Genomic DNA, 17,298 nt, shown 5'->3' with positions numbered 1-17,298 from the left:
TCGCAGGGGACACAGCCTCAGCTCTGGCGTTATCTTCGCCGCAGTGCAACATTCAGATTGCTCTGCAATAAGGGGAGACGCCATGACCGCGACGGACCAAGGCGGCCGGGAATCGGCCCAGCGCGACAAGCCGTGGATCTTCCGGACCTATGCCGGTCATTCCGACGCGGCCGAATCCAACAAGCTCTATCGCGGCAATCTCGCCAAGGGCCAGACCGGCCTCTCCGTTGCCTTCGACCTGCCGACGCAGACTGGCTACGACCCGGATCACGTGCTGGCGCGCGGCGAGGTCGGCAAGGTCGGCGTGCCGATCACGCATCTCGGCGATATGCGGGCCCTGTTCGACCAGATCCCGCTGGCGCAGATGAACACCTCGATGACGATCAACGCGACGGCGGCCTGGCTGCTCTCGCTCTATATCGCCGTCGCCGACGAGCAGGGCGCCGACCGCAAGCTGCTGCAGGGCACGACCCAGAACGACCTCGTGAAGGAGTACCTCTCACGCGGCACTTATGTCTTCCCGCCGCGCCCTTCGATGCAGCTCACCACCGACATCGTCGTCTTCACGGCAACTGAGCTGCCGAAATGGAACCCGACCAATGTCTGCTCCTATCACCTGCAGGAGGCTGGGGCCTCGCCGGTGCAGGAACTGTCCTTCGCGCTGGCGACGGCCATCGCCCTGCTTGATTCAATCCGCGCCCGCCCGGAGGTCTCAGCGGAAGAATTCCCCGGAACGGTCGGCCGCATCTCCTTCTTCGTGAATGCCGGAATGCGCTTCGTCACCGAGCTCTGCAAGATGCGGGCTTTCGTCGAGCTCTGGGACGAGATCACGCTCGGCCGCTATGGCATCGCCGATGAGGCGATGCGCCGCTTCCGCTATGGCGTGCAGGTCAATTCGCTGGGGCTGACCGAGCCGCAGCCCGAGAACAACGTCTATCGCATCCTGATCGAGATGCTGGCCGTGACGCTGTCGAAGAAGGCGCGCGCGCGAGCCGTGCAGCTCCCCGCCTGGAACGAGGCGCTCGGGCTTCCCCGCCCGTTCGACCAGCAATGGTCGCTGCGCATGCAGCAGGTGCTGGCCTATGAGACCGACCTGCTCGAATTCGGCGACATCTTCGACGGCTCGACCGTGGTCGATGCCAAGGTGGCCGCGCTCAAGACCGCCGCGCTGGAGGAACTGGCCAAGATCGACGACATGGGCGGCGCGCTCGCCGCCGTCGAGAGCGGCTACATGAAGATGGCGCTGGTCGAGAATGGCGCGCGCCGCATCGAGGCGATCGAGCGCGGTGAGCAGGTCGTCGTTGGCGTCAACAAGTTCACCAACAGCGAGCCCTCCCCGCTCTCGGCCGGCGACGGCGCGGTCGTCACCGTGCCGGATTCGGTCGAGACCGAGGCGATCGCGCGGCTGAAGGCCTGGCGTTCGGCCCGCGACACGAAGGCGACAGAGGCGGCCTTGGCCGAGCTTGCGGCCAGCGCCCGCGAAAACCGCAACGTCATGCCGGCCTCGATCGCTTGCGCCAAGGCCGGCGTCACCACCGGCGAATGGGCGCAGACCCTGCGCGAGATTTTTGGCGAGTACCGCGCACCCACCGGCGTGGACACCAAGAAACTGGGCGACGCGACCGGCCTCGCCACGGCCAGGGCTGCCGTGGAGAAGGCGACCGAGCGTCTCGGCCGCGCGCCGCGCTTCCTCGTCGGCAAGCCCGGCCTCGATGGCCATTCCAACGGCGCCGAGCAGATCGCCGTGCGCGCCCGCGATGCCGGGATGAGCGTCAGCTATGGCGGCATCCGCCAGACGCCGGAGGAGATCGTCAGCGAGGCCCGCGAGCAGCAGGCCGACATCATCGGGCTCTCGATTCTCTCGGGCTCGCATCTGCCATTGGTCCGCGACGTCACGGCGCGTCTACGCGTCGCCGGGATGGACGTGCCGGTCGTGGTCGGCGGCATCATTCCGCCCGACGACGAGAACGCCTTGCGCAACATGGGCGTGGCGCGGGTCTATACGCCCAAGGATTTCGCGCTGGACGGCATCATCGCCGATGTCGCGGGGCTGGCGACGAAACAAAGGTGAGCCTCATCCCGCTCAGACCATCCCCACGCTCTTCAGCTGCTGGTAAGCCTTCAGGATCTCCTGAAGCGTGCCCTCGCGCGAGCGATCCCCGCCATTGGCATCCGGGTGGAAGCGCTTCACCAGTTCCTTGTAGCGCGCCTTGATCGCGGCGGAATCGGCGGTGTCGTCGAGGCCGAGCGTATCCAGCGCCTTGCGCGCCACGATGCCGACGCGCGATTCCGGCTGGGCCGCCTGCTGCTTGTTCCGGGCGCCGAACAGGTTGAAGGCATCGTGCATGTCGGCGGCGGCCTCACCGTTGGCCTTGCGCCCGCGCTGCGACATCCGCGCCGCCTTGGAGTTGACGCCGAGCTTCCAGGTCGGCCGATGGCCGATCTCCTCCTGCTTGGCGTAAGCAGCGAGCGCATCGTCATCCATGCCCGCGAAATAATTGTAGGTCGCGTTATAGGCCTTCACATGCTCCATGCAGAACAGGAAGAACTGGCCTTCACGGCCGCGGCCCTTCGGCGCCCGGAACTCGCCCGTGCGGGCGCAGCCCGGATGGCTGCAACGCGGAGCATCGCTTTCTACGGGCGCTTCCGCCTCGGAAGCTCCGATCCTGATGCTGTCGAAAAGGCGAGAGTTGATGTTCATCGTCGACGGGTTATGAGACGCAAGGGCTAGGGCCGGCAAGTGCGATGCAGCACATCGCCGAACCGACAGAACAATCATGGTAACGGTGGCGCGATCATGACCTCAATCAGCGAAAGAATCACGCAAAAGCTGACCGCGGCCTTTGCGCCACAGGCGCTCAGGGTGATCGACGAATCGCACCAGCATCAGGGCCATGGCGGTTGGCGCGAGGGCGGCGAGACTCATTTCAGGGTCGATATCGTATCGGAGGCCTTCGCTGGCAAGAGCCGGCTCGAACGCCACCGCCTCGTCAACGCGGCCCTGGCGCAGGAACTGGCCGACCGTGTGCACGCCCTGGCGATCGCGGCGAAGGCTCCGGGCGAAGGCTGAGCTAGGTTGCCGCAGGGACGACGGCCTTGGGCTCCGCCGGTGCGGCGATATAGATGGCCAGCGTCACGGCGAGCATCGCGCCCATGAAGACGAACAGCCAGCCAAAGGTCGCCTGCGCATCGTAGCCGCGCCCGTCGAGAGCGTTCACCAGGCGTCCCGAGAGCCACTGCATCACGCCCGCCCCACCCATGAAGACGAAATTCATGAAGGTGACGCCGCGGCCGATCTCCTGGGGCGACATGAAGGCGCGCGCATGCGCCATCACCACGGCATAGGTGACGCCGAACAGGCCGATGACGAGGAGCAGGCCGACCGCAAGGCGCGACGATGCCTCGCCCCACAGAGCCAGCGAGAAACACGCAAGGGCGACGGTCACCGCACAGGCGATGACCGTGGGCTTGGCGCCGATCCGCCGATAGAGCGGCAGCACCAGGAGCGCACCCGCCGCGATAAAGCCGCCCATGGTCATCGCAGCATAGCTCGTGGCAGCGAGGTCGAAGCCGTGCACCGTCTGGAGATAGGGCGCGATCCACAAGCCCCGGATCGAGATCGTCACGCCATAGCTCACGAAGGTGAAGGGGAAGATCAGCCAGAGCGGCCGTTTCACCACGATCTGCTTGATCCCGCCCAGCAGCGAGACATGCTGTTGCGCGGCGCCAGGCAGCGGCGGCGGGTCCTTCAGCAGCAGCACCACGAGCAGGGCCGTCAGCGCCACGATTCCGGCAAGGCCGAACACCGTCGCGCGCCAACCATAGGCCGCCAGGAAATAGGCGAGCGGCGCGCCGCTCAGCGGATCGCCGATGCAGCCGAACCCGATCAGGAAGGATGACATCGTGGCGAAATGCCGGGGCGAATAGAGCCGCGCAGCCAGATAGAAGCCGGACATCAGGATCGGCGCGCAGCCGATCCCGATCAGCGCGAGCGCCGTCAGGGCGGAGAGATAGCCGCGCGACAGGCCGAAGATCACCGTCCCGGCGAAGGCGACCAGCAGAAACCCTGCCAGCGTCCGCCGCGGGCCGATCCGGTCGAGTGCATAACCGACCGGGAATTGCGTGAGCGCGAAGGCGATCAGCCAGGCGGCCTGCAGGCTGCCGAGCTGGCCCTGGTCGAGGCCGAGGTCTCGCGTCAGGTCCCCGGAGATCACCGCCAGGAACGAGCGGAAGAACTGGCTCAGGATATAGGCCAGCAGCAGGACCAAGAAGCTCGTCACGACAATCCGCCTTCATCCGGCGGACTGTGCCGCAAGCCTTCTTTCCGGGCTCGTCCTGGCCTGGAAGCCGGCCTCACTTGATCCGTTCGAGCACGGAGACGTAGTTGGCGACCGCAGCCCCGCCCATGTTGAAGATGCCGCCGAGGCGCGGCTCGCTGAGCTGCATGCCCTCCGGCGCCTCCCCGGTGAGCTGCATGGCGGAAAGCACATGCATGGAGACGCCGGTCGCGCCGATCGGGTGGCCCTTGGCTTTGAGGCCGCCGGACACGTTGACCGGCAGCTTGCCGTCCTTCTGGGTCCAGCCTTCCTTGATCGCGCGGGCGCCATCGCCTTCCTTGGTCAGGCCCATCGCCTCGTATTCGATCAGCTCGGCGACGGTGAAGCAGTCATGCGTCTCGACGAAGGAGAGATCGTCGAGCGTCACGCCGGCCTTGGCCAGCGCCTGCTTCCAGGCGAGCGCGCCGCCCTCGAATTTCAGGATGTCGCGCTTCGACATCGGCAGGAAGTCCTGGACATGGGCCATGCCGCGGAAGCCGACGGCGCGGCGCATCCTGAGCGCGGTCTCCTCATCGGCTAGCACCAGCGCAGCGGCGCCGTCCGAGACCAGCGAGCAGTCGGTGCGCTTCAGCGGCCCGGCGACATAGGGGTTCTTCTCGCTCTCCTCGCGGCAGAAGGCATAGCCGAGGTCCTTGCGCATCTGCGCATAGGGGTTCGCGACGCCGTTCTTGTGGTTCTTTGCCGCGATCATCGCGAGCGCGTCGGACTGGTCGCCATGGCGCTGGAAATAGGCCGCTGCGATCTTGCCGAAGACGCCGGCGAAGCCGCCCTGCACCTCGCTATCCTCCGGCAGGTAGGAGGCCTTCAGCAGGTTCTTGCCGATCTCGGGGCCGGGCGTCTTGGTCATCTGCTCGACGCCGACGACGAGCACGACCTTGGCGTCACCGGCCCGGATCGCGCGCACGCCCTGGTGCACCGCAGCAGAGCCGGTCGCGCAGGCGTTCTCGACGCGCGTCGTCGGCTTGAAGCGCAGGGCAGGATCGGCCTGCAAGACCAGCGATGCGGTGAAATCCTGGGCCGAGAAGCCGGCGTTGTAATGGCCGAGCACGATCTCGTCGACCTCGTCGGCCGTGATGCCGGCATCGACCAAAGCCTCGGTCGCCACCCGCACGATCAGGCTCTCGACGGTCTCGGCATCCTGCTTGCCGAACGGTGTATGGGCCCAGCCGACGATTGCAGCGCTCATGGCGAAATCTCCCTTACTGTGCAGCTACACGTTATCTTGGCAGCCCTGTGCCATCGGGCAAGCCGGTATCCGCGCATGGTGGCCGTGCACGGATCGGCTGGCAGGGCATCTGCCTCCAGCACTAGCGGCCCCGTCCGTTCATCGCAACGCCAGAGACAGCAGCAGCCCGACCCCGCCGACAATCATCGCCATGCCCAGGATTTCGCGCCGGCTCGTCCCCTCCGCGAACAGTTTGCGCGAGGCGATCTGCGCCAGCGGCACCTCGATCAAAGCCAGTGTCCGGACATTGGCCGCCGTCGTCAGCGAAAAGCCGATGAACCAGAACTGTGAGGCGGCCGCGCCGAGGAAGCCGGCCGAAAGCGAGCGGCGCCAGCTCTTCAGGCTGAGGATCAACGCCTGCCGGTCGGCGACCAGCATATAGGCGACCAGCAGCAGGGTCTGGAGCCCGAGGCCGAGCACGAGGATGGTCGAGGCCCGAATCAGGAACTCGCCCTCGGGCAGCGCCTGGATGCCGCCGCGGAAGCCGATCGCCGAGAGCGCGAAGAAGGCCCCGGAGACGATGCCGAGCACCGCCGGCCGCAGGCCTGCGCGCGTCAGTTTCTCGCCGGGCTTCCACGACACCACGATCACGCCGGCCGTCGCGATCGCGATCGCCAGGAACTTCATCGGTGTCAGCGCATCGCCGAGCAGCGCCGCACCGAACAGCGCGACCTGCACCGGCTCGGTCTTGGTATAGGCCGTCGTCACCGCGAAGGAGCGCTCGCGCATCGCTGCCAGCATCAGCGCGGTGGCGGCGATCTGCGTCAGCGCCCCCCAGAGCGTATAGCCGAACGAGGCCATGCCGATCTCCGGGGGCAATCGCTGCAGACCGAGGCAGGCGAGCGCCAGGAACAGCATCGCGAAGGGCAGGCCGAACAGGAAGCGGACCTGCGTCGCCCCGACGACGCCGATGGTTTCGGTGAGCGAGCGCTGCGCCAGGTTGCGCGCGGTCTGCAAGAGCGAGGCGATGATGGTCGCCGGTATCCAGAGAAGGCCGAAAGCCACGCGACAAGCCCTAGAAAAGCGAAGGAGGCGTCGCTTGTGGACCGCCCGCCGCAGCTAGGCAAATCGCTGCGCAAGGGGTAGGTATGCATTCACGGGCGGGCGATTGTGGCGGCTGTCTCGAAATTGCCGCATGCATCGCGTTGAACCGTGCGCCGTCGTCACTGGCCAAGCTATCCGCAAGACCGCTCCGAGCAAGACAGGTTCAGACCCGCCCGATGATCGCTTCCCGCCTCGCAGCCGCCCTCGCCCTCGGAGCCGTCCTGACGGGGCCGGCCTATGCCGGAACCAGCATCGTCATCGACGCCTCAAGCGGTGCTGTGCTGTCGAGCGAGAATGCGAACCAGGCCTGGCGTCCGGCCTCCACGACCAAGATGATGACGATCTATCTCGCGCTGAAGGCGGTGCGGGAAGGGCGTTTGAGCCTGGAGACCGCTATCCCGGTCTCGAAGCTCGCCGCCAGCCAGCCGCGCGTGAAGGTCTATGCAAAACCGGGGTCGGAGATCACGCTCGACAACGCTTTGCGCATCATGATGGTGAAATCGGCCAACGACATCGCCTATGTCGTGGCCGAGGGCGTCGGCGGCGACGTTCCGAGCTTCGTCGCCATGATGAACGCGGAAGCGCAGCGCCTCGGCATGCGCGATACCCGCTTCGTCAACCCCAATGGCTGGGACAATCCGGACCAGCAGACCAGCGCCCGCGACCTCGCCGTGCTCGCCATGGCGCTGATGCATGATTTCTCTGATTATTCCGATTACTGGGGCACCTCGGCCGTGCAGCTCGGCAAGCAGGTGATGCACAACACCAACGGGCTGGTCGGGCGCTATTCCGGCATCAGCGGCATGAAGACCGGCTTCACCTGCGCCTCCGGCTTCAACGTGGTCGCAACGGCGAGCCGCGGCGGACGCACCTTGATCGCCATCGTCCTGGGCTCGCTTTCCGGCGCCGAGCGGACGGTGCAGGCAGCCCAGCTTCTCGATGCGGGCTTCGCCTCCTGGGGCGGCACCGGCTACAGCGTCGCCTCGATGCCGCCGAGCGGCACCCGCGCGCCCAATATCTGCGACGATGTGCGCCATCGCGGCGGCGGGGCCGCGCTCGCCGACGATGCCGATCTCTCCGGCCCGATCTCGGCCATGGCCACCGCCAATAGCGGCAACGAAGCCGATGGCGGGCGCTTTGCGACGGCGCTCTCCGCCCAGTCGGCCGCACCGGTCGCGAGCCGTTCCTCGCGCGGACGCATCACGCTGGGCCCGCGCGCCCAGGTCTCCCCGATCCAGGTCTCCTTCGGCCGCTCGCCGGGCTCCGCTTCCGCCCCGCTCGCCGCCAATGCCACGGCGCAGCCGAGCTCGCGCGTCGCCCGCGGTACCCCGACGATCGAGCCGGATGCTCCGGTCGCCGCCGGCCTCGCCATTCCCCCGACCCGTCGCACCGCTTCGAGCAACGGCGCGATCCCGCGCGGCACAACCGCCTTCGCGCCCGCAAGCGCGCCGGTCCAGCCCTCGACCGATGCCTTCGAAGGCGGCCCGCTGCGCCTCCAGGGCGCCGTCCGGCCCGGCGCCGCCAATGCCGCGAGCCTGCGCCCCGGCGCGGCCGCCGGCATCAAGCCCGCCCCGCGCAAGGCGCAGGCCGCCAAGACCCAGCCGGCAAAGGCCCAGCCGCTCAAGACCCCGCCGGCCCGCACCTTGCCGGCCAAGCCCAAGCCTTCCCAGGCTGCCGCAAAGCCGCCGGCGGCCAAGCCCGCAGCCGGAGCCAAGGCCAAGCCCGGCAACGACGCCTGAGGCCTGATTGAACCCAGGCAGCCCTGACCGGGACCAAACCAGCGAACGCCGGGGATTCGTCCTGGCGATGGCTTCGGCCGCTGCCTTCGGCACGAATATCGTCAGTGCCCAGATCGCCGGCCAAGCGGGCCTGAGCGGCCCGCTCCTCGTCTTCTACCGCGTTTTCCTGATGCTCGTCCTCGTCGGCGGAGCCGCCTTCTTCTGGCGCGGATCGCTGGCCCTGCGGCGCGGCGAGCGGCAGCCCGTGCTGCTTTTCGGCCTGGCGACGGCGCTGGTCGGCATCGCCTATCTCTCATCGGTCGCCTTCGTGCCCGTCTCGGTCGCGGCGGTGGTGTTCTACACCTTTCCGATCCTGATCGTCCTGGCCGAGCCGGTTCTGACCCCTGCCCCCTTCCGCGCCGACAGGCTAGCGGTCGCCCTCGCAGCCTTTCTCGGCATCGCCCTCGTCGTCGGACCTGACCTGCATGGGCTCGATCCGCGCGGCCTGGCGCTCGCGATGCTGGCGAGCCTCAGTGCGGCCGCGCAGTTCTTCGCCGCTGCCCGCTGCGCGGAAACGCCGACCCTGCCCAAACTGTTCTGGTCGCATGTCGTCATCCTGCCGGTCGCGGCGCTTGTGCTGCTGGCGACCGGCCGCTTCCTGCCGCCACAGACCTTCCTGCTCGCGCCGATCGCCGTCGCCATCACCTATGGCGGCTATGTCGTCGGCTTCCTGTTCCAGATCCTGGCGCTCGCCCGCATCGCGCCGGGCCCGGCCGGGCTGGCCTTCTGCGCCGAGCCGGTCTTCGCCGTCATCATCGCCGCCTTCGTCCTCACTGAGCGGCTGGGCCCGCTGCAATATGCCGGCTGCGCCCTTGTCATCGCCGCCATCGCCACTAATGTAATATTAGAACAAACGAGGCGGAGCACCGTGCCTGCCTAAAGGCTCAGCGATTCATGACCGGCGACCCTGCCCGCCCCCTCCCCGTTCCGCTCACCCTGCTGACCGGCTTCCTCGGCGCCGGCAAGACCACGCTGCTGAACCGCCTGCTGAAGGACCCGGCGCTCGCCGGCACGCTCGTGCTCGTCAACGAATTCGGCGAGATCGGCCTCGATCACCTGATGATCGAGGGCATCGAGGAGAACATGATCCTCCTCGAATCCGGCTGCCTCTGCTGCACCATCCGCGACGATCTCATCGTCACGCTGGAGGACCTGCTGCGCGGGCGCGACAACGGCCGCATCGCGCCCTTCTCGCGCCTCGTCATCGAGACGACCGGCCTCGCCGACCCCGCGCCGATCCTGAATGTCCTGATCAACCACCCCTATCTCGCGATGCGCTTCCGGCTCGACGGCGTCGTCACGCTGGTCGATGCGGTCAACGGCATCGCGACGCTGGACACCCATGAGGAGGCGCGGCGCCAGGTCGTCGCCGCCGACCGGCTCGTCCTGACCAAGACCGAGCTCGCCGCATCGGGGAGCCTGGTCGTCCTGCGCGAGCGTCTCGACGGGCTCAATCCAGGCATCGCCATCCTGCGGCCGGACGCCCCCGCCACCGACCTGATCCGCGCCGGCCTCTACGATCTCGCGCAACAGCCCCATGCCCTGCGCCACTGGCTGGCCGAAGACGCATTGCCCGGCCACCACCATCATCACGACCACGATCACCACCATCATGGGCACGACCATGGCGATCGTCAGGCCCCGCATGACGTCAACCGCCACGACGCCTCGATCCGCGCCTTCGTCCTGACCGCGGAGCAACCCGTCGCCCGCACGACCTTCGACCTGTTCTGGACTCTGCTGCGCTCGATCCACGGCCCGCGCCTGCTGCGCTTGAAGGGGCTGGTGGACATCGCCGGCGAGCCCGGCCGCCCCCTGCTCGTCCATGCCGTCCAGCAGATCCTGCATCCGCCGATCCAGCTCGATGCCTGGCCGGATGCGGATCACCGCTCCCGCCTCGTCCTGATCGTCAAGGACGTCGAGGAGGACACCGTGCGCAAGCTCTGGTCCGCCTTCCTTGGTCAGGCATCCGCGCAGCCGCAGCCCGCCTGACCTGTCGGCCCGTTTCTTGAACCCAAACCCCTGACGGATGAGGCGCGCCCGCGTGCCTTGCCATTCCGGCACAGCAACGCGCCGGAACGATCCAGCGAGGGTACGGGCAGATGAGCACGATCACGGCTCTGGCAGCGACCGACGGCACCGCAGCCGCAGCCCGGCCATACCCGCCGCTTCCCCATCCGGATGCGGCGGTCTACAGCGAGCTGCGCGCGCTCGCCGCCTGCGAGAGCATCCGCCACGAATGGGCCGACCTCGCAAGCCGCGCCCTTGAAGCCAATCCCTGCCTCGAACCGGGCTTCGCGCTTGCAGCCGCCCAGCATCTCATCTCCTTCCGCAACGTCGAGCTGATGCTGCTCTGGCAGGGCGGCCCGGGCTCGGCGCAGCGCCGTCTCGTTGGGCTCATTCCCTGCCGGACGCAGCGCCATGTCTTCGCGTCCGATACGCTGGAAGGCTTCGCCGATCCGCGCCTGCTGAACGGCACGCCGCTGCTCGACCGCAGCTTCGCCGCGCCTGCTCTGGCCGCTTTCCTGCGTGACTGGCGCGGCCGCAGCCATGCCACAGGGGCGTTCTCCCTCTCAGGCATCGATCCCGCGGGCGCCTTCGCCACCGCGCTCGCGCGCGTCGCTGGCGGCCACGGTGTGACGGTCGGTTGGCAGCCGCTCATCGGCCGCAGGCTCGAGCTACCACCCACCGCCCGCATCGCCGCCTCCGACGAGATCTTGCGGGACAAGGGCCGCCTGATCCTTGCCGAAGCCACGAACCAGGTGGACCGGCGTGACGCTGTCGAGATTCTGCTGGCGATCGAGGCCTCGGGCTCGCGCGGCCGGGCCGGCAAAGCGACGCTGCAGGACACCCGCGAGGTCGGTTTCCTCCGCAGCATGAGCCGCGATCTCGGCCGGCAGAGGCTCTGCCGGATCGCCGTTCTGGTGCTGGACGACAGGCCGATCGCCGCGGCGCTCACGCTTGGAAAGGGCGCCTCCTGCTGGCTCTATCACGGCGTCGGCGACGAAGCCTTCGCAGCGCTGGAGCCTCTGCCGATGCTGCTCGCCATGATGCGCAAGGCGCAGCCCTCGCGGCAGATCCTGCTGCCCGGCGGCCTGCCGCTCTTCGGCGCCCGCAACGAGGCCTTTGGCACGATCAGCCTCACCTGGCGCCGCCAGCAGCCCGCGCGCCGGCCGGCCGACCTCGCTGCCCGCATGCGCGAAAAGATCGGACGCGCTCTGTTCAGGCCTCGGCCCGCAGCAGTCGACGGATGATCTTGCCCGTCGTCGTCAGCGGCAGCTCGTCGCGGAAGGCGATCTCCCGCGGGTATTCATGCGCCGAAAGCCGCGCCCGCACGAAATTCTGCAACTCCGAGACCAGGGCTTTCGAGCCGCGATAATCGGGCTTCAACACGACGAAGGCCTTGACGATCTCGGTCCGCAGCGGATCGGGCTTGCCGACCGCCGCCGCCAGCGCCACCGCCGGATGCCGCAGCAGGCAATCCTCGATCTCGCCCGGCCCGATGCGATAGCCCGAGGAGGTGATGACGTCGTCGTCGCGGCCGATGAAGCGGACATAGCCATCCTCGTCCTGCACGCCCTCGTCGCCGGTCGTCATCCAGTCGCCGACGAACTTCGCCGCCGTCGGCTCGGAGTTGCGCCAATATTCCAAGAACATCACCGGGTCCGGCCGGCGCACCGCGATCTGGCCTTCCTCGCCAGGCGCGCAGACCGTCCCGTCCGGCCGGATGATCGCGACCTCATGGCCGGGCACTGCCTTGCCGATCGCGCCCGGGCGGCTGACGCCGAGCGCGGCGCTGGAGGCGAGCACGAGATTGCACTCGGTCTGGCCATAGGCCTCGTTGATGGTGAGGCCGAGCGCCTCGCGTCCCCATTCCAGCGTCTCGGCGCCGAGCGCCTCGCCAGCCGCGGCGACCGTGCGCAGGTTCAGGCGCCAGCGCCCCTGCGGGCTGCCCGTGCCGCGCATCATCCGGAGCGCGGTCGGCGGTACGAAGGCGTTGCGGATGCCGAGATCCTGGATCAGCCGATAGGCCTCCTCCGGCTCGAAGCGCGTCACCGGCCGCGCCACGACCGCGACGCCGAAATGCAGTGCCGGCAGCAGCATGTTGAGCAGGCCGCCGGCCCAGGCCCAGTCGGCCGGCGTCCAGGCGAGATCGCCCGGCTGCGGCATGAATTCATGGGGCATCTGCACGCCCGGCAGATGGCCGGGCAGGACGCGGTGGCCATGCAGCGCGCCTTTCGGATTGCCTGTCGTACCCGAGGTGTAGATCATCAGCGCCGGGTCGTCCGGCGTCGTCTCGACGGCCGTGAAATCCGGGCTGCCTTCCGCCAGCAGCGCGTCCCAGCCTTCGACCGCGCCATCGGCACCGTCGGTGGAAATGCGTAAGCCGAGCTCCGGCAGCGGCTGAGCGATCTGGCCGAGCTTCGCCAGCCCGGCGGCATTGGTTACCACGACCTTCGCAGCCGAGTCGGTCAGGCGATAGGCGAGCGCATCGACGCCGAACAGCGCCGCCAGGGGCACAGCGATGGCGCCGAGCTTGTAGGCGGCGAGATGCGCCGTCAGCACCGCTCGCCCCTGCGGCAGCAGGATGGCGATACGGTCGCCACGACCGACGCCGCGCACCCGCAGCGCATTGGCCAACCGGTTGGAATGCTCGCGCAGCCAGCCGAAGCTGACCGGACTCACCTGCCAGTCCTGCGACACCTCGATGATGGCCGGACGGTCAGGCTCTGCGGCGGCCCAGCGGTCGCAGACGTCGACGGCGATGTTGTAGCGTTCCGGAATGCGCCAGTGGAAGCGCTCGCGCAACGCAGCGTAATCGGTCAGGTCTGGCAGGATCAAAATAAACGTCCGGTGGGAGGCGCGGCACGATAGGCAGGCCGCTCCCGGCTGTCACCCGCGTCTTGCGTACCATCTCCCAGCGTAATGATGCGCTCAGAACATGCGTTCGCCGGCAGGAGGCAGATAGGCGTCGGTAAACGCATCGCCTGCCCGCGCCTTGTCACGGAAGCTCCCCGCCAGGACGAGCTGGTCCAGCGCCTGTGCCCAGCGCTCGCGGTCGATCCCACCCAGACCATGCGCGCGGACATACGGGGTCAGGATGTTGCGCTCGATCACGGCGGCGAGCTTGTCGCGCTCCACGTCGGCCTGGGCGCTCTCGTTGCGGCGCAGGACGGATTGCGCGCCAGCACCGGGATTGACCACGGTATCGCGGACGCCGCGCATGACGGCACGCACGAGCCCGCGCACGGCATCCGGCTTGGCCGCGGCGAACTTGCCGGAAACGATCACCGCACTGCCGTAGAGCAGCAGGCCGTGATCGGCCATGTCCATCAGCACGATATCCTCGCCGGGCACGCCGCGCGCCTTCAACGAGACGGCGGTCGAGGGACCGAAGGCGAAGAGGGCATCGATCTCACCGGAAGCCAGCATCGGCTCACGCACCGGCAGGCCGATGGTCTCGACCCGGATCTTGCTGTCGTCGATTTTGTTGAGGCTCTTGAAGATCGGCCATTGCGCGAAGCTGGCATCGATGCTGGCCGTGCCGAGCTTGCGGCCTTCGAGGCTCGTCGGGGCGGTCGTGATCCCCCGGCTCTTGCGGCCGATCACGGCGTAGCCCGGCCGATCATGGATGATCATCACCGCCTTGAGATCGGCGCTCGGGTTCTCGTCGCGGAAGCGGATCAGCGCGTTGATATCGCCGAAGCCTGCATCCTGCGTGCCGGCGGCCAGGCGCTGCAGCATGGCGCGTGCGCCATTGCCCGACTCGATCACGACATCGAGCCCTTCGGTGCCGAAATAGCCCTTGTCCTGTGCCGCCAGGAACGGCGCCGTCAGCGCATCGAACCGGCGGTCCAGCGCGAAGCGGATAGCGGTGTTACCCTGCGCATGGGCCAGTCGGCCTCCGGCGAAGCAGGCCGCCACGGCCCCGACCGCCAGCTGCCCGAAACCGCGCCGGCACAGGACAGGGGAGCGAGAGGGCGAAGCGATCGGCATGTCTGGCCTCCGGGCGCCATGCTGGTTGGGGCACGGCCTATCCGTGCGTCCAGTCTTGTTGACATCATAAGATGTTGAAATGGCGTCAACACCGAAGAAGTTCCCTGGCAAAAACGCATTATCGGTAGTCCCAGGCCGCATTTATCACCGCAGAGGCGAGCATCTCCCGCGCGTCGAGCGAGCAACGCCGCACCACACATGAAAAGAGGAGCCGCAAGGCCCCTCTCTCATCACATCTCGTTTCGAATGGAACGCCTCAGGCGGCGCGATAGCGCGCCAGCCAATGCGCATAGGGTGCCGGCAGGGTCGCCCAAGCCGGGTTCTCGACACCGAGCGCCTGCGCCGCCGCATAAGGCCAATGCGGATCGGCCAGCAGCGGCCGGCCCAGCGTCACCAGGTCGACCTTGCCCTCGCGCACCAGCGCGTCGGCCTGCTCGGGCTTGCTGATGTACCAGCTCGTCGAGGCGGGCAGGCCGGTCTCGCGCCGCACCCGCTCGGCGACCGGCGCCAGGAAGGCCGGTCCCCACGGAATCTTCGCTTCATTGGTCGAGAAACCGACGCTGACATCGATGAAATCGAGCCCTTCGCCCTTCAGGCGTTTCACCAGCTCGATCGCCTCGGCGAGCGTCTCCTCGTCGCGCCCATCATATTCGATCACGCCGAGCCGGACGGAGAGCGGCCGGTTCTCCGGCCAGACCTTGCGCACGGCGGCCAGCGTCTCGATCAGGAAACGGCTGCGATTCTCGAAGCTGCCGCCATAGGCGTCCTCGCGCTTGTTGGCATGGGTCGAGAGGAAGCTCTGCGCGAGATAGCCATGGGCGAAATGCAGCTTCAGCCACTGGATGCCGATGTCGCGGGCCCGCTCGGCCGCGGCGACGAAATCGCTGCGTACGCGCTCGATATCGGCCGTGGTCATCGCGCGGGGTACACGTGGCAGCCCGCCGCCCTGTGCGACCGCCGAGGGCGCGATCGTCTCCCAGCCGCGCGCGTCATTGGCCGGGATATGGTCGTCGCCTTCCCAGGGCAGGTTGGCGCTGGCCTTGCGCCCGGCATGGCCGATCTGGATGCCGGCGACCGCGCCGGCCTTGCGCATCTCCGCGACGATCGGCGCCAGCGCCTCCGCCTGCCCGTCATTCCACAGGCCGAGGCAGCCAGGCGTGATCCGGCCTTCCGGCGAGACGCCGGTCGCTTCGATCACCACGAGGCCGGCGCCACCACGCGCGAGCCCGGCGAGATGCGCCCGGTGCCATTCGTTGGCGACGCCGTCCTGTGCCATGTACTGGCACATCGGCGAGGCGATGATGCGGTTGCGGAGGGTGACGTCCTTCAGGCTGAAGGGATCGAACAGGCCAGGCATGATGCGGCTCCACGCAGGTGGGTTTCTATGTTTCGATAGTTCGATATTTTTCGAATTTTGGCAAGTTCAAAACCCTGTGATAGGCTGCCGGCCATGCGACACGCCCGCCTGCCCGCCTCCGAAGAGATCGCGCTCGAAGACGTCTTCCATGCCTTGAGCGACCCGTTTCGGCTCGAAGTCGTGCGCCGGCTGGCAGTGGAAGGTGAGCAGAGCTGCCAAGCTCTGGAGGGCGACCGGCCGAAATCGAGCGTCTCGCATCATTTCCGCGTCCTGCGCGAGGCCGGCCTGATCCGCACCCGCAACAAGGGCGTGAGCCGGATGAACGCCCTGCGTCGCGACGATATCGAGCAGCGCTTCCCCGGCCTGCTCGCCTGCGTCGTTCCCAAGACCGACAATTGACCTGCCGCCGGTTCCGCTTCGCCCGGCACCGCCCTATGCTCGCCCGATGAGCCTCCCCTATCGCCCCAATGTTGGCATCGCCCTGTTCAATGCGCAGGGTCTGGTCTTCGTCGGCCGCTCGCACAGCGCCGGACCCGAGATCGTCCTGCCCGGCTTCGACTGGCAGATGCCGCAAGGCGGCATCGATCCCGACGAGGACATCGTCGCCGCTGCGCGTCGCGAGCTGGAGGAGGAGACCGGCGTCACGCAGGCCGAGCTGCTCGCGGTGACCGAGGAGTGGTGGAGCTACGACTTCCCGCCCTATGGCGGCCCCTGGCACAAGCTCGTGGCCTTCCGCGGCCAGCGCCAGCGCTGGGTCGCCTTCCGCTTCACCGGCAGCGAAAGCACGATGGATATCGGCAAGCCCAATGGCGACGAGCCGCCGGAATTCAGTGAATGGCGCTGGCGCCGGCTCGCCGAGATGCCCGGACTGGTCGTGCCGTTCAAGCGGCCGGTCTACGAGAAGGTGGCGCAGGCGTTTGCGGGCTTCGCAGCGGCTGGAGCCTAGGACGCGTCCGCGTAGAATGCGCGTCCATTCTCGGGCGGAGCGAAGCGCAGACCCGGGAATCTCAGGCAGAATAGAGCGCCTCTTCGCCAACGAGAAAGGGCCGCTTGCGCGGCCCTTCCGAATTTCAAAGCTGAAGGGCGGATCACGCCGCCTTGCGCTGCTCGAAGACATGCTTGAATTCGCGCAACTGCACGAGCGCCTCCCGCAGGCGCTTCTTCTCATCGTCGTTATGCGAACCGGCAAGGCGGGTCTCGGCGGTCAGGATCTCGGCGTCGAGCACGGCGCTATCGACATCCTCGAGGAACTTGCCCTGCTCGGCCAGGATGGTCATCGTTTCCTGATTGACCTCGGCGAGGCCGCCATTGACGAAGAATTCCTTGCCGTTCTGGTCCGTCGTCTGGACGAAGACGATGCCGGCCTTGAGCGTTGCCACCAGCGGCGCATGCCCGGCAAGCACGGTCATCTCGCCCTCGGTCGACGGGACGATGACACTGACGACCTCACCCGAGAACAGGATGCGCTCCGGCGAGACGAGTTCGAACTTGAAGGTGGCCATCGCCTGTCTTTTCCTCCGACCTCATCCCGGCCGCGGGACTTGCCAGATCTGTCAACAA

General features: G+C 67.7%; 16 protein-coding genes. 8 read left to right on the top strand and 8 right to left on the bottom strand.

Translation table 11 applies throughout. The features are described from left to right. Window positions 1-82: 82 nt before the first annotated feature. Window positions 83-2,071, top strand: coding sequence for a protein meaA (locus ASE61_RS24505; RefSeq protein WP_061971422.1), 1,989 nt, complete (start codon window positions 83-85; stop codon window positions 2,069-2,071). 12 nt (window positions 2,072-2,083) lie between these two features. Here the strand turns inward: ASE61_RS24505 and ASE61_RS24500 are convergent, their stop codons facing one another. After that, on the bottom strand, window positions 2,084-2,701 hold the full coding sequence (locus ASE61_RS24500) for a J domain-containing protein (RefSeq protein ID WP_061971420.1): 618 nt from the start codon (window positions 2,699-2,701) through the stop codon (window positions 2,084-2,086). A 96-nt stretch (window positions 2,702-2,797) separates the two neighbouring features. Between ASE61_RS24500 and ASE61_RS24495 the strand changes: the two genes are divergently transcribed. After that, complete coding sequence (locus ASE61_RS24495) at window positions 2,798-3,070, top strand: BolA family protein (protein WP_061971418.1); 273 nt, start codon at window positions 2,798-2,800, stop codon at window positions 3,068-3,070. Between the two features lies 1 nt (window position 3,071). Here ASE61_RS24495 and ASE61_RS24490 read toward each other — a convergent pair whose 3' ends face one another. The 3 genes from ASE61_RS24490 to ASE61_RS24480 form a co-directional block, all read right to left on the bottom strand. Further along, entirely contained in the window at window positions 3,072-4,280 is a 1,209-nt protein-coding gene (locus ASE61_RS24490) for an MFS transporter (RefSeq protein ID WP_061971417.1), read from the bottom strand. A 73-nt stretch (window positions 4,281-4,353) separates the two neighbouring features. Next, entirely contained in the window at window positions 4,354-5,523 is a 1,170-nt protein-coding gene (locus ASE61_RS24485) for an acetyl-CoA acetyltransferase (RefSeq protein ID WP_061971415.1), read from the bottom strand. A 138-nt stretch (window positions 5,524-5,661) separates the two neighbouring features. Beyond that, a complete protein-coding gene (locus tag ASE61_RS24480) occupies window positions 5,662-6,567 on the bottom strand; it encodes an EamA family transporter (protein WP_061971413.1) in 906 nt (301 codons plus the stop codon). 215 nt (window positions 6,568-6,782) lie between these two features. Between ASE61_RS24480 and ASE61_RS24475 the strand changes: the two genes are divergently transcribed. The 4 genes from ASE61_RS24475 (at window position 6,783) to ASE61_RS24460 (ending at window position 11,638) form a co-directional block, all read left to right on the top strand. Then, window positions 6,783-8,345: a D-alanyl-D-alanine carboxypeptidase family protein gene (locus ASE61_RS24475; protein WP_061971412.1), complete on the top strand. Its 1,563-nt coding sequence runs from the start codon at window positions 6,783-6,785 to the stop codon at window positions 8,343-8,345. Between the two features lie 7 nt (window positions 8,346-8,352). Beyond that, window positions 8,353-9,264, top strand: a complete 912-nt coding sequence (locus ASE61_RS24470) for a DMT family transporter (RefSeq protein WP_274532902.1) — start codon at window positions 8,353-8,355, stop codon at window positions 9,262-9,264. A gap of 14 nt (window positions 9,265-9,278) precedes the next feature. Continuing rightward, on the top strand, window positions 9,279-10,376 hold the full coding sequence (locus ASE61_RS24465; RefSeq protein ID WP_061971409.1) for a CobW family GTP-binding protein: 1,098 nt from the start codon (window positions 9,279-9,281) through the stop codon (window positions 10,374-10,376). Window positions 10,377-10,486: 110 nt separating this feature from the next. Continuing rightward, window positions 10,487-11,638 (top strand): GNAT family N-acetyltransferase, encoded by a 1,152-nt coding sequence (locus tag ASE61_RS24460; RefSeq protein ID WP_061971407.1) that lies wholly within the window; start codon window positions 10,487-10,489, stop codon window positions 11,636-11,638. On the opposite strand, the gene ASE61_RS24455 is transcribed toward ASE61_RS24460, so the two are convergent. From ASE61_RS24455 to ASE61_RS24445, 3 genes are all read right to left on the bottom strand, one after another. Further along, complete coding sequence (locus ASE61_RS24455) at window positions 11,607-13,223, bottom strand: AMP-binding protein (RefSeq protein ID WP_061971577.1); 1,617 nt, start codon at window positions 13,221-13,223, stop codon at window positions 11,607-11,609. The two genes, ASE61_RS24460 and ASE61_RS24455, sit on opposite strands and share 32 nt — an antisense overlap. 96 nt (window positions 13,224-13,319) lie before the next feature. Then, window positions 13,320-14,381 carry an ABC transporter substrate-binding protein gene (locus ASE61_RS24450; protein WP_082617711.1) on the bottom strand — a complete coding sequence of 354 codons (1,062 nt, stop codon included), beginning with the start codon at window positions 14,379-14,381 and terminating at the stop codon, window positions 13,320-13,322. A gap of 256 nt (window positions 14,382-14,637) precedes the next feature. After that, entirely contained in the window at window positions 14,638-15,738 is a 1,101-nt protein-coding gene (locus ASE61_RS24445) for an NADH:flavin oxidoreductase/NADH oxidase (protein ID WP_061971405.1), read from the bottom strand. A gap of 93 nt (window positions 15,739-15,831) precedes the next feature. Here ASE61_RS24445 and ASE61_RS24440 point away from each other — a divergent pair, with 93 nt between their 5' ends. After that, a complete protein-coding gene (locus ASE61_RS24440) occupies window positions 15,832-16,137 on the top strand; it encodes an ArsR/SmtB family transcription factor (RefSeq protein ID WP_061971404.1) in 306 nt (101 codons plus the stop codon). A gap of 46 nt (window positions 16,138-16,183) precedes the next feature. Then, a complete protein-coding gene (locus ASE61_RS24435; RefSeq protein ID WP_061971402.1) occupies window positions 16,184-16,684 on the top strand; it encodes an RNA pyrophosphohydrolase in 501 nt (166 codons plus the stop codon). A gap of 142 nt (window positions 16,685-16,826) precedes the next feature. Here the strand turns inward: ASE61_RS24435 and ASE61_RS24430 are convergent, their stop codons facing one another. Further along, a complete protein-coding gene (locus tag ASE61_RS24430; protein ID WP_061971400.1) occupies window positions 16,827-17,240 on the bottom strand; it encodes a F0F1 ATP synthase subunit epsilon in 414 nt (137 codons plus the stop codon). Window positions 17,241-17,298: the final 58 nt, after the last annotated feature.

The sequence above is a fragment of the Allobosea sp. Root670 genome, assembly GCF_001429415.1.
GTDB lineage: Bacteria > Pseudomonadota > Alphaproteobacteria > Rhizobiales > Beijerinckiaceae > Allobosea > Allobosea robiniae.
Note: the sequence above shows the minus strand (reverse complement) of the source record. Positions and strands in the feature narration are given on the sequence as shown.